Here is a 15,139-nt window from a genome sequence, read left to right on the forward strand (position 1 = left end):
CGGGGCGAGGGGCCGGTACGCCGTCGGGCGGCACGGGCCGGGGACGCCGCGACTGTAGATGAGGGCACCCTTACCCGACGAAGCGCCGATGCGACCGCAAGGGCCTCCCGCCGATAGTCTGGTCGGCGGCCCACGTGCCGATCGCCTCCGGCGCCCGCGACCCCACCGGTCCCGGACGCGCACCGGCGGCGCTCCCCCGCGGCCGCACCGACCCATTCCCCTCACGAGAGCGGACGCCGTACACCCATGTCTGAGACCAGGACCCGACGCAAGGACCTGCGGAACGTCGCCATCGTGGCGCACGTCGACCACGGCAAGACCACCCTGGTCGACGCCATGCTGCACCAGGCCGGCGCGTTCACCGCCCACCAGGCCGAGGGCGTTGCCGAGCGGGTCATGGACTCCGGCGACCTGGAGCGCGAGAAGGGCATCACCATCCTCGCCAAGAACACCGCGGTGCACTACCGCGGTCCCTCGGCGCAGGAGCTGGCCGACGGCGACATGGTCATCAACATCATCGACACCCCCGGCCACGCCGACTTCGGTGGCGAGGTCGAGCGCGGCCTGTCGATGGTCGACGGCATCGTGCTGCTCGTCGACGCCTCCGAGGGCCCGCTGCCGCAGACCCGCTTCGTGCTGCGCAAGGCGCTCAACGCCGACATGCCGGTGATCCTCGTGGTCAACAAGACCGACCGCGCCGACGCCCGGATCGACGAGGTCGTGGACGAGACCTACGAGCTGTTCATGGACCTGCTCGACGACTCCCACAGCCAGGACGCCCTGGACTTCCCGGTCGTCTTCGCCTCCGGCAAGGCCGGCGTCGCCTCCCTGGAGAAGCCGGAGAACGGCGCCCTGCCGCCGAGCGACGACCTGGAGCCGCTGTTCCGCACCATCCTGGAGACCATCCCGGCCCCGGAGTACGACGAGGGCGCGCCGCTGCAGGCCCACGTCACCAACCTCGACGCCTCGCCGTTCCTCGGCCGCCTCGCGCTCCTCCGGATCAAGCAGGGCAACCTGCGCAAGGGCCAGCAGGTCGCGTGGATGCAGCGCGACGGCGCCGTCAAGAACGTCAAGATCACCGAGCTGCTGATCACCGAGGGCCTGGAGCGCAAGCCGGGCGAGCAGGCCGGCCCCGGCGACATCGTCGCCGTCGCGGGCATCCCGGACATCACCATCGGCGAGACGCTGGCCGACCCGGAGAACCCGGTCGCGCTGCCGCTGATCCACGTCGACGAGCCGGCGATCTCGATGACCATCGGCACCAACACCTCGCCGCTGGTCGGCAAGGTGAAGGGCCACAAGGTCACCGCCCGCCTGGTCAAGGACCGCCTCGACTCCGAGCTGATCGGCAACGTGTCGCTGCGCGTCCTGCCGACCGAGCGCCCCGACGCCTGGGAGGTGCAGGGCCGCGGCGAGCTGGCGCTGGCGATCCTGGTCGAGCAGATGCGGCGCGAGGGCTACGAGCTGACCGTCGGCAAGCCGCAGGTGGTCACCCGGGAGGTCGACGGCAAGGTCCACGAGCCGTTCGAGCGCCTGACCATCGACGCCCCGGAGGAGTTCCTCGGCACCATCACCGAGCTGCTCGCCAACCGCAAGGGCCGGATGGAGGGCATGACCAACCACGGCACCGGCTGGGTCCGGATGGAGTTCGTGGTCCCGGCCCGCGGCCTGATCGGCTTCCGCACCGACTTCCTCACCGAGACCCGCGGCACCGGCATCGCCCACCACATCTCGGAGGGCTACTTCCCGTGGGCCGGCGAGATCCGCTCGCGCGCCTCCGGCTCGCTGGTCGCGGACCGCTCGGGTGCGGCGACGGCGTACGCGATGACGTCGCTGCAGGAGCGTGGCGTGATGTTCGTGGACCCGGCCACCGAGGTCTACGAGGGCATGGTCGTCGGCGAGAACTCCCGCGCCGACGACATGGACGTCAACATCACCAAGGAGAAGCAGCAGACCAACATCCGGTCCGCCACCTCCGACAACTTCGAGAAGCTCATCCCGCCGAAGAAGCTCTCGCTCGAGCAGTGCCTGGAGTTCTGCCGCGAGGACGAGTGCGTGGAGATCACCCCGGAGACGGTGCGGATCCGCAAGGTCAACCTCGACGCGAACGAGCGCGCAAAGATGGCGAGCCGAGCGCGTAAGGCAAACAAGTAACCCCGCCCTGCGCACACATTCAGGCAACCCCGTCCAGTTGGGCGGGGTTGCTTGTTTGTCTTCTGCGAGGCGAGCAATCGCGGCGACGAAGGAGCCGCAGATGGCCTCGCGAGCCCGCAAGGCCAACAAGTAGAACCCCGGTTCAGGACCGCCGGAGTCGCTCAGGCGACCCGGGGGTCCTGCCGTTCCCGGCCACGGATCCAGCCACTTTGGACCCCTTTCGCAACACTGAGTTACTCCTGCTCGGCAACCCCTTCCGCCGGGCAGCGCGACCGCCGGGAACCGGCTAGGTTCCCGCCCATGCCCCCGCCCCGGATGACCTCCGCAGGCCGCCGCCGCGCGGCGGTGCTGGGCGCGTTCGCGCTCGCCGCCGGCGCCGCGGCGGCGGGCGCGATCGCCCGGCGAGCCGCTCCGGCGGTCGGGCGTCCGGCGTCCGGCGAGCCGACGCCGGACCGGGCGGTCCCGGCGAGCACCGGGCCGGACGGGCGCCCCGAGCGGTTCACGATCCTCCCCGACGACTACGGGGTGCCGTACGCGGGAACCGCCGGCGACGGGCGCCGCTTCTTCCTCGGGGGCGACCTGTTCGTGCCCGGCGCGTCGTCGTACGTCGGGCTCTTCCTGTGGCACGCCGACGGCACGTTCGACGAGGCGCTGGTCGAGGAGGTGCGCGGGCCCGCCGCGGTCCGGCAAGCGGTCGAGGAGCGGTTGGCGAGCCTCGGCGCCTACGTCATCGAGCCCATCGTCGTCGCGCCGTTCACCGAGGAGATCGACGGGGTGACGTTCGGCTGGAAGGTCGACCGCTACGACGACGGCGCGTGGTTCATCACCATCGAGCCCGGCGACTTCATCGCCTACAACGCCCCCTGGGACGGGCTCGAGTACGACTCCTGACGGGCGGGCCCCGGTCCCACGGAACAAGGTTCTCGCGATCGGTTGCCTATTCGGACCGCATCCCCCATCCTTATCCGAACAAGCGTTTAGTTTGGAAGGACAACGATGCCCTCCGAGTACGTCGACGACCTCGTCGCCCGCACCCGCTCCTTCATCCGGGAGTCCGTGCTCCCCCTCGACGACGCCCACGACGGCAACATCGCCGCGGCGGGCGCCGACGCCGTACGGGTCGCGCTCCAGTCCGCCGCGAGGCAGGCGGGCATCTTCGCCCCGCACGCGCCGACCGACCTGGGCGGGCTCGGCCTCGGGATGGTGGATCGCGCGCCGGTCTTCGAGGAGGCGGGCTACTCCCTCTTCGGGCCGCTGGCGCTCAACATCGCCGCCCCGGACGAGGGCAACGTGCACCTGCTGGACCACCTGGCCACGCCGGCGCAGCGGGAGCGGTACCTGGCGCCACTGGCCCGCGGCGAGCAGCGCAGCGCGTTCGCGATGACCGAGCCCGCACCCGGCGCGGGATCGGACCCGTCCGCGCTGGCCACGACCGCCACGAAGGTCGACGGCGGCTGGCTGGTCAACGGCGAGAAGCACTTCATCACCGGCGCCGACGGCGCCCACTTCTTCATCATCATGGCCCGGACCGGCGAGGACGCCACCATGCTCCTGGCCCCCGCCGACCGCGACGGCCTCAAGGTCGGGCGGCACATGAAGAGCCTGGACACCTCGATGATCGGCGGCCACTGCGAGGTCTCCTTCACCGACGCGTTCGTCCCCGACGAGGACGTGCTGGGCGAGGTCGGGCGCGGCTTCGCCGGCGCCCAGATCCGGCTCGGGCCGGCCCGGATGACGCACGTGATGCGCTGGCTGGGCGCGGCCCGCCGCGCCCACGAGGTCGCCGTCGCCCACGTCGCCGGGCGGGACGCCTTCGGTACCAAGCTCGCCGACCTCGGGATGATCCAGCAGATGGTCGCCGACAACGAGATCGACCTCGCCGCCACCCGCGCCCTGCTGATGGAGGCGTGCCGGGCCCTCGACGAGGGCGGCCGCGCCAGCAAGGAGACCTCGATCGCGAAGACCTTCGCGGGCGAGGCGCTGCACCGGATCGCCGACCGCTCGGTGCAGATGTGCGGCGGCCTGGGCACCACCCACGACCTGCCGGTGGCCAAGATCGCCCGCGAGATCCGGCCGTTCCGGATCTACGACGGCCCCTCGGAGGTGCACCGCTGGTCGCTCGCGCGCCGCGCGGTGCGGGAGATCACCCGGTGAGTGGTACGAGCGGGTCGGCCACCGACGTACTGACCCGGGCCGAGCTCGACGCCGTCGCCTCGGTCATGGCCGCCGCCCGGACGACGCCCGCCGGGCCCCTCACCAGCCGCCTGATCTCGGGCGGCAAGTCGAACCTGACCCTGCGCCTGACCGACGGCGAGCGGGTCTGGGTGATGCGCACCCCGCCGCGCGCCGGGCGCACCCCGTCGGCGCACGACGTGGTCCGCGAGTTCCGGGTGGTCGCGGCCCTGGGCCCGACCGACGTCCCGGTCCCCCCGGCCGTGGTGGCCTACCCCGACGAGGACCTGATCGGCGGCGCGTTCGCGATCTGCGAGTACGTCGACGGCAGCACCGTGCAGTCCCGCGAGCAGCTGGCCCGGCTCGGCGACGACCAGGTCGCCGCCGCGGTCACCGGGCTGTGCCGCACCCTCGCCGCGCTGCACCGCGTCGACCACGTCGCGGTCGGGCTGGAGACCTTCGGCCGCCCGGACGGGTACGCCGCCCGCCAGCTGCGCCGCTGGGGCGGCCAGTGGCAGATCGTCGGCGAGCACCAGGGCGCGGCCTCGCACGCGCTGGCCCACCGCCTGGCCGACGGCCTCGGCGAGCGGCTGCCCGAGCAGCGCGCGACCGGGATCGTGCACGGTGACTACCGCATCGACAACACGCTGCTCCGGATCGGGGGCGAGGCCGACGAGGCCGGCGAGGTCGGGGAGGTGGAGGTCGCGGCGGTCGTCGACTGGGAGCTGTCGACGATCGGCGACCCGGTCGCCGACGTGGCGATGATGTGCGTCTACCGCGACCCCGCGTTCGACCTCGTGATCGGCAGCGAGGCCGCCTGGACGAGCGACCGGCTGCCGTCGGTCGAGGCGCTCGCCGCGGCGTACGAGTCGGAGGGCGGGGTCGGCCTCCACGACTTCGACCGCCACCTGGCGCTGGGCTACTTCAAGCTGGCCGTGATCGCGGCCGGCATCGACCACCGCTACCGGGCCGGCGCCACCCACGGGGAGGGGTTCGACACCGCGGGGGACGCCGTGGCGCCGCTGCTCGAGGCGGGGTTGGCGCAGCTGCGCTGACGTCGGGCGTGCGTCGTACCGGGCGCCTCATGCGCCACACCGGACAGGCAGTTCAGTTGCTTGACGGGCGCTGCAACGCCTGTCAAGCGGCGGAATCACCGGCCGACCGGTGATTCACGCACCAACCGCCCGCACCGTCCCCAACGCAAAATCCCGGTACCGCTCGGACATCTCCTCGGGGCTCAGCTCCCCACCGGGCCGGTACCAGGAGGAGACCATCGACCCCATGTTCAGGATCGCTCGGGCGGCCTCGCGCGGGTAGGCGGTGGCGAACTCGCCGGACTCGACGCCGGCGGTGACGATGCTGCGGAACAGCGCCTCCTGCTCGTCCCGCAGCCCGACCACGGTGTCCCGGCCGGGCCCCTCGAGGCTGCGGATCTCGGAGGCGCCGATCAGCGCCTCGGACTGCCGCTCGGTGTGGAACAGCACCCACGCGTCGACGACGGCCTCCAGCCGGGCGCGGGCGGTGCGGTCGGCGGCCTCGTCGGCGGCGACGGTGACCGACAGCAGGTCGGTCAGGGTGCCGGCCATGATGTGCACGAGCACCTCCTGCTTGGAGGCGAAGTGGTGGTAGATGCTGGCCACGGTGACGCCGGCGCCGGAGGCGATGTCCCGCATCGAGGTGCCGTGGTAGCCCCGCTCGGTGAAGTTGCGGACCGCCGAGCTGACCAGCGGGCCTCGCCCGCTGCGGACCTGCTTGCCCTGCGCCACCCGTTGCGTCACCTCGTGCGCCACCCGTCCTCCTGAGTCACCCCGCCGACCGGATCCGACCACCGATCCGGCCCGGGTCAGTGTCCCAGACAACCACGGTGTGACGGAGCGCACACGCGAAACCGGTGCCGGCGGAGCCCCCACACGGATGCCCCGCCAACACCGGTCGCCCCGGGCCCGGGCTCGGCCCCGGCCCCAGGCTCAGTCCCCCAGGCGACCCCCGGTGGCGGCGTCGAAGATGTGCAGCTCGTCGGGGTCGGCGACCAGCCGGACCTCCTGTCCGGCCCGCAGGTCCGGGCGTCCCTCGAGGCGCACGACCACGTGCGGCACCTCCCCGTCCGCGGCCGGGTGGCTGCCGTCGACGAGGGCGCCCGCGTGGCCCGAGGGGGCGGCGTACAGGTAGCCGTCCGCGCCGAGCTCCTCGAGCACCAGCACGGTGACGGGGTAGCCGTCCTCACCGTCGCCGGCGATCCGCCACGCCTCGGGGCGCACGCCGAGGATCAGCTCGCCGGAGGAGGCCGCGGCGACGTCGCGCGGGATCGGGAACTTGAAGCCGTCGACGAGCGCGACGCCGTCGCCGGCGGTGGTCGCGCTGAGCAGGTTCATCGCCGGCGAGCCGATGAAGCCGGCCACGAAGGCGTTCGCCGGCCGGTCGTAGAGGGCCAGCGGCGTGTCGACCTGCTGCAGCTCGCCGTCCTTCATCACCGCGACCCGGTCGCCCATCGTCATCGCCTCGATCTGGTCGTGGGTGACGTAGAGCGTGGTCACGCCGAGCCGGCGCTGGAGAGCGGCGATCTGGGTGCGGGTGGAGACGCGCAGCTTGGCGTCGAGGTTGGAGAGCGGCTCGTCCATCAGGAAGACCTGGGGCTGGCGCACGATCGCGCGCCCCATCGCGACCCGCTGCCGCTGGCCGCCCGAGAGCGCCTTGGGCTTGCGGTCGAGCACGGCTCCGAGGTCGAGCAGCTTGGCCGCCTCCTCGACGCGCAGGCGGCGCTCGGCCTTGGACACCCCGGCGACCTTCAGCGCGAAGGCCATGTTGTCGGCCACCGACAGGTGGGGGTAGAGCGCGTAGTTCTGGAAGACCATCGCGATGTCGCGATCCTTCGGGGCGACCCCGGTGACGTCCTGGTCGCCGATGTAGACCGCGCCGTCGGTGACGTCCTCCAGCCCGGCGAGCATCCGCAGCGCCGTCGACTTGCCGCAGCCCGACGGGCCGACCAGGACCACGAACTCGCCGTCGGCGACGTCCAGGTCGAACCCGCTGACGGCCGCGCGATCGGCGCCGGGATAGACGTGCGAGGCGTTCTCGTACCGCACCTGCGCCATGGACCAATCCCTTCCGGGGGTGAGGACGGCGCCGGTCGGTCGCCGTGATGGTCATCACCGTACGACGCCTTGGGCGCCCCGTCTAGTGGAAGCGCTCCCATGTGTTCCACAAGTCCTTTCAGGCCGGGCCAAGCGGCCTATTGACGCCCGTTGTGACGCATGTCATGGTGACAGCACCTCAAATAGTGGAAGCGCTCTCACGGATCCGCCCGAGATGGTTCCATCGAGGCGCCAGTCCATCGTCGTACTCGCAGTCAGGAGTTCATCCCGTGCGCACCACCACCCAACGGGCCCTCTCAGGACCCACCCGCCCCGGCACCCGCCGGCGCAACCGCTTCCTCGCGGCCGCCGCCGTCACCTCCCTCGTCCTGGGCGTGACCAGCGCCTGCGGCGGCAGCGACGACCCGACCGAGTCCGCCGAGCAGGAGTCGCTCGGCGAGGGCGAGGTCCTCACCATCACCACCTTCGGCGAGTTCGGCTACGACGAGCTGATCGATGAGTGGAACGCCGCCAACCCGGACGTCCAGGTCGAGCAGACCAAGATCTCCCAGTGGGACGACTGGAAGGCCGAGATGAACACCAATCTCCAGGCCAACTCCGGGATGCCCGACATCGCCGCGATCGAGGGCGACTTCATGCCCGCGCTGATCGCCGCACCGGACCGCTGGGTCGACCTCTCCTCCGACGACCTCGACGGCCGCTGGCTGGAGTTCAAGGTCGACGGCGCGACCACCTCCGACGGCGAGCTGCTCGGCTACGCGACCGACGCCGGCCCCGAGGCGATCTGCTACCGCGCCGACCTGCTCGAGAAGGCCGGCCTGCCCTCGGACCGCGAGGAGGTCGCCGCCGCGCTCGGCACCTGGGACGACTACTACGCCATGGGCGACGAGTTCGTGAAGAAGATGCCCGGCACCGCCTGGTACGACGCCTCCGGCTCGATCGCGCAGGCGATGCTGAACCAGGTCGAGTACCCGTTCCAGACCGAGGACGACACCGTCGACGTCGAGAACCCCGAGCTCGAGGCCGTCTACGAGACCGTCACCAGCAACGTGAACACCCTCTCCACCAAGGCCGCCCAGTGGAGCGACGACTGGAGCGCCGGGTTCAAGAAGGACGGCTTCGCGACCATGCCGTGCCCCGGCTGGATGCGCAGCGTGATCAAGGACAACACCGGTGACCCCGCCCCGAAGGGCGCGGTCTGGGACGTCGCCGACGTGTTCCCGGGCGGCGGCGGCAACTGGGGCGGGTCCTACCTGTCCGTGCCGAAGTCCTCGACCCACCAGGACGAGGCCATGGAGGTCGCGGCCTGGCTGACCGCCCCGGAGCAGCAGCTGAAGATCTTCGAGGGCTACGGCAACTTCCCCTCGGCGATCGAGGCGCTGGAGGACCCGGGCCTGCTGTCGTCGACCGACGAGTACTTCAACGACGCGCCGGTCGGTGAGATCTTCTCCAGCCGCGCCTCGGCGATCGAGGTCCAGCCCTACAAGGGCCCGCTGTACTCCGACATCCTCCAGAAGTTCCAGGACGCCATCAACCGCGTCGACCAGGGCACCGACCCGCAGAAGTCGTGGGACACCTTCCTGTCCGACGTCCAGGCTCTCCAGTGAGGACTGACCCCCACCCATGAGCACCTCATCCGACCGGCCCGCCGGGGACGTCGCCACCGCGACCGACCCGGCGGGCGGGTCGCCCGCTCCCCACGGCGCCGGTCGGCGTACCTCCGGATCGGACGACCCCGACCGGCGCCGTCTGGTACGCCGTCAGCGCCGGTCCCGCTGGGACCTCAAGCTGAGCCCGTACCTCTACATCTCGCCCTTCTTCCTGCTCTTCGCACTGGTCGGGCTCTACCCGCTGCTCTACACCGCGTACCTGTCGTTCTTCGACTGGAACCGGGCGTACTACATCCGGGGCGACTTCATCGGCCTGGACAACTACAAGTTCGTGCTCACCGACCCGACGTTCCTCAAGTCGCTGGTCAACACGTTCTCCATCTTCCTGCTCTCCTCGGTGCCTCAGATCCTGCTGGCCCTCGCGATCGCCGCACTGCTCGACCGCAGCCTGCGCGCGGCGACCTTCTGGCGGATGAGCGTGCTGCTCCCGTTCGTGGTCGCCCCGACGGCGGCGGTGCTGATCTTCGGCAGCCTCTTCGCCGACCAGTACGGGCTGATCAACCAGTTCCTGGCGAGCATCGGCATCGACAAGATCGCCTGGCACGTGGACCGGCTGTGGAGCCACGTCGCGATCGCGAGCATGGTCAACTGGCGCTGGACCGGCTACAACGCGCTGATCCTGCTGGCCGCGATGCAGGCCGTGCCACGCGAGCTGTACGAGTCCGCCGCGCTGGACGGCGCGGGCAAGATCCGGCAGTTCGTCTCGGTCACCCTGCCGCTGATCCGGCCCACGATGATCTTCGTCATCGTCACCAGCACGATCGGCGGCCTGCAGATCTTCACGGAGCCCCGGCTGTTCGACGACACCGTCAGCCGCGAGGGCGGGCCGGACCACCAGTACATGACCTCGACCCTCTACATCTACGCCCGGGGCATCGAGGACCAGTTCTACGGCCGCGCCTCGGCGGCGGCCTGGGTGCTGTTCCTGATCATCGTCTCGATCGCGGTCCTGAACTTCGTGATCACCCGCTACCTCACGCGGAGGCACACCTCATGAGCATGCAGCTGCGAGCGGGCAACGCCGCCAAGGGCCGCGTGTCCACGAAACGCTCCGGCGACCGCCCCGGCTTCCTGGTCTACGGGCTGCTCGCGGCGTTCGTGATCGGCTCCGCGCTGCCCCTGTACTGGTCGTTCGTGATCGGCTCCCACACCAAGGGCCAGGCCAACGACTTCCCGCCGCCGTTCCTGCCGGGCGGGCACTTCCTCGAGAACGCGCGCCGGGTGCTCAACACGGTCGACTTCTGGCAGGCGATGCTCAACTCGGTCATCGTCTCCACCGCCTGCGCGGTCTCCGTGGTCTTCTTCTCCACCCTCGCCGGCTACGCGTTCGCCAAGCTGAAGTTCCGCGGCAGCAACGTACTGATGGCGTTCGTCGTGATGACGATGGCGGTGCCGACCCAGCTCGCGATGGTGCCCCTGTTCATCCTGATGCGCGACTACGGGCTGCTGGACACGCTGGTCGCCGTCGCGCTGCCGACGATGGTCACCGCGTTCGGCGTCTTCTTCATGCGCCAGTTCCTGGTCGACGCCGTCCCCGACGAGCTGATCGAGGCCGCCCGGATGGACGGCTGCACCATGATCCGCACGTTCTGGACGGTCGCCATGCCGGCCGCCCGCCCCGCGGCAGCGATCCTGTTCCTCTTCACCTTCATGATGGTGTGGACCGACTACATGTGGCCGCTCGTGGCGCTGCAGAAGACCGAGACCCTGCAGATCGCCCTGGACCGGCTGGCGCTGACCGGCCAGGGGCAGACCACCGACTACGCGCTCGTCCTCTGCGGAGCCGGGATGTCGACCATCCCGCTGCTGCTGCTGTTCATCTTCGCCGGACGCCAGCTGGTCTCCGGCATCATGCAAGGAGCGGTCAAGGGATGACCCCCACCTCCCCCACCTCCCCGACCACCAGCACCACCTTCCCCGCCGGCTTCGTCTGGGGCGCCGCCACCGCGTCGTACCAGATCGAGGGCGCGGCGGCCGAGGACGGCCGGACCCCCTCCATCTGGGACACGTTCTGCCGGGTCCCGGGCGCCGTGATCGACGCCGACAACGGCGACGTGGCCTGCGACCACTACCACCGCTGGCCCGAGGACGTCGCGATCATCAAGGACCTCGGGTTCGGCGCCTACCGGTTCTCGGTCGCCTGGCCGCGGGTGCGCCCCGACGGCGGGCCGGCCAACCAGCGCGGCCTGGACTTCTACTCCCGCCTCGTCGACGGCCTGCTCGAGGCCGGCATCGAGCCCTGGCTGACGCTCTACCACTGGGACCTGCCGCAGGCCCTGGAGGACGCCGGCGGCTGGCTGAACCGCGACACCACCGACCGCTTCGTCGACTACGCCCTCAGCGTGTACGACGCCCTGGGCGACCGCGTCCACCGGTGGACCACGCTCAACGAGCCGTGGTGCTCGGCGTTCCTCGGCTACACCGGCGGCCAGCACGCCCCCGGCCGGCAGGAGGGCGTGGCCGGCATCGTCGCCGCGCACCACCTGATGCTCGCCCACGGCAAGGCGGTCACCGCGCTCCGCGAGCGGCAGGCCCCCGGCCAGGAGCTCGGGATCACGCTCAACCTGACCGTGCCCGAGCCGTTCCTGGCCGGCGACCCCGACGACATCGAGGCCGCCGCCGACGTGGACACGATGTGGAACCGGATGTTCCTCGACCCGATCCTGCTCGGGAAGTACGAGGACCGGCTCTCCGAGCGCACCGCCGGGATGACCTGGCAGGGCCGCGCCTGGCAGGAGTTCGTCCAGGACGGCGACCTCGACGTGATCGCCGCGCCGCTGGACTTCCTGGGCGTGAACTACTACCACGGCGACGGCGCCTCGACCCGGGTGCACCCGCCCGAGGAGATCCTCGGCTCGGCGGCGCCGGCGCCCGAGCGGCCGACCCTGTCTCCGTACCCGGGCGGGGAGCGGATCTCGTTCCCGCGCCGCGGCCTGCCGACCACCGGCCAGGACTGGGAGGTGCAGCCCGAGGCGCTGACCCGGCTGCTCCGGCGGCTGCGCGACGAGTACCCGGTGCCGCCGATCTACATCACCGAGAACGGCGCCGCCTACCCCGACACCGAGATCGTCGACGGCGTCGTGCAGGACACCGACCGGCGGTGGTTCTTCGCCGAGCACCTGAAGGCCGTCCTGGACGCGATCGCCGACGGGGTCGACGTGCGCGGCTACTTCGCGTGGTCGCTGCTCGACAACTTCGAGTGGGCCTACGGCTACGGGCAGCGCTTCGGCATCGTCCGCGTCGACTACGAGACCCTCGAACGGACGCCGAAGCTGAGCGCGCGGTGGCTCGCCGGGGTGATCGGTGAGGGCCGCCTGACCGAGGTCGGCTAACGTGCCCAGGATGAGCAAGTCGTCGCCCGAGGACCCCGACGGCGGCCAGGCGAACGGACCGGTCAACGGATCCGTCGAGCCGCCCGGGCGCGGCGGCGGTACGCCGACGCTCGACGAGGTCGCGAGGGTCGCCGGCGTCTCGCGGGCGACCGCGTCCCGGGCGATCAACGGCGGCAACCGGGTCTCCCCGGCGGCGCAGGCCAAGGTCGACGCCGCCGTGGCCTCGCTGGGCTACATCCCGAACCCGGCCGCGCGGAGCCTGGTCACCCGGCGTACCGACTCGGTCGCCCTGGTCGTGCCCGAGCCCGACGAGCTCGTCTTCTCCGACCCGTTCTTCCTCAACACGCTGCGCTCGGTCAACCGGGTGCTGGCCACCCGGGACCTGCAGCTGGTGCTGCTGCTGGCGCAGCCGGGCGAGGAGGAGCGGCGGATGCTGCGCTACCTCGGCCGCAGCCACATCGACGGCGCGATCGTGGTCTCCCACCACCGCAGCGACCAGCTCGCCGACCACCTGCCCGCGCTCGGCCTGCCGTGCGTCTTCGTGGGCCGGCCGTGGACCAGCGCCGACCAGGTCGCCTACGTCGACACCGACAACCTCGGCGGCGGCCGGGCGGCGACCGAGCTGCTGGTCGAGCGCGGCTGCCGGCGGATCGCCAACATCGCCGGCCCCACCGACATGGCCGCCGGCTTCGACCGGCTCGCCGGGTGGCGCGCGGCGATGCGGGAGGCGGGCCTGGAGGACGACCTGGTCGAGCTCGGCGACTTCACCGAGGCCGGCGGCGCCGCCGCGGCCGCCGCGCTGCTGGAGCGGTGCCCCGACCTCGACGGGCTCGTCGTCGCCTCGGACCTGATGGCGGCCGGCGCGATGGGCGTGCTCACCGGCGCCGGGCTGCGGGTGCCCGAGGACGTGGCGGTGGTCGGGTACGACGACCTGGGCGTCGCCGCCCGCACCACCCCGCCGCTGACCACCGTCCGCAACCCGATCGGCGCGATGGCAGAGCAGGCCGCGCGGATGCTGCTGGAGCAGATCGACGACCCGCACGCCCCGCGGGGGATCCGCGTGATCTTCCCGCCGGCCGTCGTCCGTCGCGACTCCGCCTGATACCCGACGCGCGACGTATGCCTGCGGGCGGGCGAGGGAGCGAAGCGACCGAGACCGCGTGCCGAGTCGGCAGAAACTGACCGGAGGAGCGAAGCGGGGGAGGTTAGTTTCTGCCGACTCGGCGGGCGCGGCTCGTCAGTTTCTGCCGACTCGCGCCCACCGGCGGGCCCCGCCGCACGACCGGCCGCACGACTGCACGACCATGGAGCCCGTGAGAGGAGACGCGGCACCGGGGCGGGCGCTCTTCGCCACCCTCGCCGCGACCACCACGGTGACGGCCGTGGTCAGCAGCCTCGGCGCGCCCCTGGTGCCCGCGATCGCGGCCGCCTACGACGTACCGGTCGCGACCGCGCAGTGGGCGCTGACGGCGACGCTGCTCGTCGCCGCGGTGACCACCCCCGCGATCGGCCGCTGGGCGAGCGGGCGGCTGCGCCGGCCGGTCCTCGTCGGCGGCCTCGTCGTGGTCCTGGCGGGCGCGGTGCTCTCGGCGCTGTCGCTGGAGGTGGGCGGGCTCGGCATCGGCGCGCTGGTCGCCGGGCGGGCGCTGCAGGGCGTCGGCCTGGCGCTGGTGCCGCTCACGCTCGCCGTCGCCCGGGACGAGTGGTCCGGGGCGGTGCTGGTGCGCCGGCTCTCCTGGCTGTCGGTGACGGTCGTCGCGGGCGCGGGGCTGGGCTACCCGCTCACCGCGTTCACGGCGGAGCACCTCGGCGTCGCCGGCGCGTACTGGGTCGGCGCGGCGCTGGTCGCGGCCACGCTCTGGGCGGCCGTGCGGGTCCTCCCCCGCCGCGCCGCCGGTGACCCGCAGCGCGTCGACCTGGTCGGCCTGGTCCTGCTCTCCTCCGCGACCGTCAGCATGCTGCTCGTGATCAGCCGCGGCGACGTCTGGGGCTGGGACGCCCCCGCGACCCTCGCGCTCGCCGCGGCCGGGGTCGTGCTGCTGCCGTGCTGGGTGGCCTGGTCGGTCCGCCCGCGCCCGGAGGACCGCCCGCCGCTGGTCGACCTGCACCTGGCCACCCGCCCGTCGCTGCTCGGGCCGAACACGGTCACCATCTGCATCGCGACGGCGATGTACGGCCTGCTCACCCTGGTCGTGCTGCTGGTCGACGGCGACCCCGGCGGCGGCTTCGGGCTCGGCGCCGGCGTCACCGCGGCCGGCCTGGTCCTCGTGCCGTACTCCCTCCTCAGCGTCGCCGGCAGCCGCCTGGCCCGGGCGATCGCGCACCGGTACGGGGCGCACCTGCTGCTCCCGGTCGGCTCGTCCTCGTTCGCCGCCTCGATGATCCTGCTGGCGGTGTGGCACGACCACCTGTGGCAGGCGCTGGCGGCGATGGCCCTGGGCGGGCTGGGCAGCGGCTTCACCTTCTCCTCGCTGCCGATGCTGATCGTCCCCCACGTCCCGGCCGACGAGACCGGGAGCGCGCTGGGCTTCAACCAGCTGCTGCGCTACCTCGGCTTCTCGTTCGGCTCGGCGCTGAGCGTGGCGCTGCTGCACCTGTACGGCGGCACCGAGGCCGCGTTCGAGGCGGCCCTGGTCACGCTCGCCGCCCTCTGCCTGGCGGCGGCGCTGGCGGCGGTCGTCGGCACGAGGCTGCAGGAACGTGGCGCGGGTCACTAGCC

General features: G+C 72.1%; 12 protein-coding genes. 10 read left to right on the forward strand and 2 right to left on the reverse strand.

What is annotated here, in order from left to right:
- Positions 1-246: 246 nt before the first annotated feature.
- The 4 genes from typA (at position 247) to ABLM29_RS07885 (ending at position 5,381) form a co-directional block, all read left to right on the forward strand.
- Complete coding sequence (gene typA / locus ABLM29_RS07870) at positions 247-2,154, forward strand: translational GTPase TypA (protein WP_349713511.1); 1,908 nt, start codon at positions 247-249, stop codon at positions 2,152-2,154.
- A 300-nt stretch (positions 2,155-2,454) separates the two neighbouring features.
- Complete coding sequence (locus ABLM29_RS07875) at positions 2,455-3,045, forward strand: hypothetical protein (protein ID WP_349713513.1); 591 nt, start codon at positions 2,455-2,457, stop codon at positions 3,043-3,045.
- Between the two features lie 105 nt (positions 3,046-3,150).
- Complete coding sequence (locus ABLM29_RS07880) at positions 3,151-4,308, forward strand: acyl-CoA dehydrogenase family protein (RefSeq protein WP_349713514.1); 1,158 nt, start codon at positions 3,151-3,153, stop codon at positions 4,306-4,308.
- Positions 4,305-5,381, forward strand: a complete 1,077-nt coding sequence (locus tag ABLM29_RS07885; protein ID WP_349713515.1) for a phosphotransferase family protein — start codon at positions 4,305-4,307, stop codon at positions 5,379-5,381. The genes ABLM29_RS07880 and ABLM29_RS07885 overlap by 4 nt, the downstream gene beginning before the upstream one ends.
- Before the next feature lie 114 nt (positions 5,382-5,495).
- Here ABLM29_RS07885 and ABLM29_RS07890 read toward each other — a convergent pair whose 3' ends face one another.
- Positions 5,496-6,116 (reverse strand): TetR/AcrR family transcriptional regulator, encoded by a 621-nt coding sequence (locus tag ABLM29_RS07890; protein ID WP_349713517.1) that lies wholly within the window; start codon positions 6,114-6,116, stop codon positions 5,496-5,498.
- A 177-nt stretch (positions 6,117-6,293) separates the two neighbouring features.
- Positions 6,294-7,418, reverse strand: a complete 1,125-nt coding sequence (locus tag ABLM29_RS07895; protein WP_349713519.1) for an ABC transporter ATP-binding protein — start codon at positions 7,416-7,418, stop codon at positions 6,294-6,296.
- A gap of 269 nt (positions 7,419-7,687) precedes the next feature.
- Between ABLM29_RS07895 and ABLM29_RS07900 the strand changes: the two genes are divergently transcribed.
- The 6 genes from ABLM29_RS07900 (at position 7,688) to ABLM29_RS07925 (ending at position 15,137) form a co-directional block, all read left to right on the forward strand.
- Positions 7,688-9,025 carry an ABC transporter substrate-binding protein gene (locus ABLM29_RS07900; RefSeq protein WP_349713521.1) on the forward strand — a complete coding sequence of 446 codons (1,338 nt, stop codon included), beginning with the start codon at positions 7,688-7,690 and terminating at the stop codon, positions 9,023-9,025.
- Positions 9,026-9,041: 16 nt separating this feature from the next.
- Positions 9,042-10,085, forward strand: coding sequence for a carbohydrate ABC transporter permease (locus ABLM29_RS07905; protein ID WP_349713523.1), 1,044 nt, complete (start codon positions 9,042-9,044; stop codon positions 10,083-10,085).
- On the forward strand, positions 10,082-10,963 hold the full coding sequence (locus ABLM29_RS07910) for a carbohydrate ABC transporter permease (RefSeq protein WP_349713525.1): 882 nt from the start codon (positions 10,082-10,084) through the stop codon (positions 10,961-10,963). The genes ABLM29_RS07905 and ABLM29_RS07910 overlap by 4 nt, the downstream gene beginning before the upstream one ends.
- Positions 10,960-12,420, forward strand: coding sequence for a glycoside hydrolase family 1 protein (locus ABLM29_RS07915; RefSeq protein WP_349713526.1), 1,461 nt, complete (start codon positions 10,960-10,962; stop codon positions 12,418-12,420). The genes ABLM29_RS07910 and ABLM29_RS07915 overlap by 4 nt, the downstream gene beginning before the upstream one ends.
- Positions 12,421-12,430: 10 nt before the next feature.
- The gene (locus ABLM29_RS07920; RefSeq protein ID WP_349713528.1) at positions 12,431-13,522 is read left to right on the forward strand and encodes a LacI family DNA-binding transcriptional regulator; all 1,092 of its coding nucleotides are present in this window, start codon (positions 12,431-12,433) and stop codon (positions 13,520-13,522) included.
- A 211-nt stretch (positions 13,523-13,733) separates the two neighbouring features.
- Positions 13,734-15,137: an MFS transporter gene (locus tag ABLM29_RS07925; protein WP_349713530.1), complete on the forward strand. Its 1,404-nt coding sequence runs from the start codon at positions 13,734-13,736 to the stop codon at positions 15,135-15,137.
- The last annotated feature ends 2 nt before the right edge of the window (positions 15,138-15,139 follow it).

This window comes from Nocardioides sp. YIM 152588, from assembly GCF_040191335.1.
Classification (GTDB): Bacteria; Actinomycetota; Actinomycetes; order Propionibacteriales; family Nocardioidaceae; genus Nocardioides.

Coding starts and splice junctions, on each gene's coding strand:
- ABLM29_RS07875 (WP_349713513.1), top strand. CDS start 2,455: ATGCCCCCGCCCCGGATGACCTCCGCAGGCCGCCGCCGCGCGGCGGTG.
- ABLM29_RS07915 (WP_349713526.1), top strand. CDS start 10,960: ATGACCCCCACCTCCCCCACCTCCCCGACCACCAGCACCACCTTCCCC.
- typA (WP_349713511.1), top strand. CDS start 247: ATGTCTGAGACCAGGACCCGACGCAAGGACCTGCGGAACGTCGCCATC.
- ABLM29_RS07920 (WP_349713528.1), top strand. CDS start 12,431: ATGAGCAAGTCGTCGCCCGAGGACCCCGACGGCGGCCAGGCGAACGGA.
- ABLM29_RS07905 (WP_349713523.1), top strand. CDS start 9,042: ATGAGCACCTCATCCGACCGGCCCGCCGGGGACGTCGCCACCGCGACC.
- ABLM29_RS07880 (WP_349713514.1), top strand. CDS start 3,151: ATGCCCTCCGAGTACGTCGACGACCTCGTCGCCCGCACCCGCTCCTTC.
- ABLM29_RS07895 (WP_349713519.1), bottom strand. CDS start 7,418: ATGGCGCAGGTGCGGTACGAGAACGCCTCGCACGTCTATCCCGGCGCC.
- ABLM29_RS07910 (WP_349713525.1), top strand. CDS start 10,082: ATGAGCATGCAGCTGCGAGCGGGCAACGCCGCCAAGGGCCGCGTGTCC.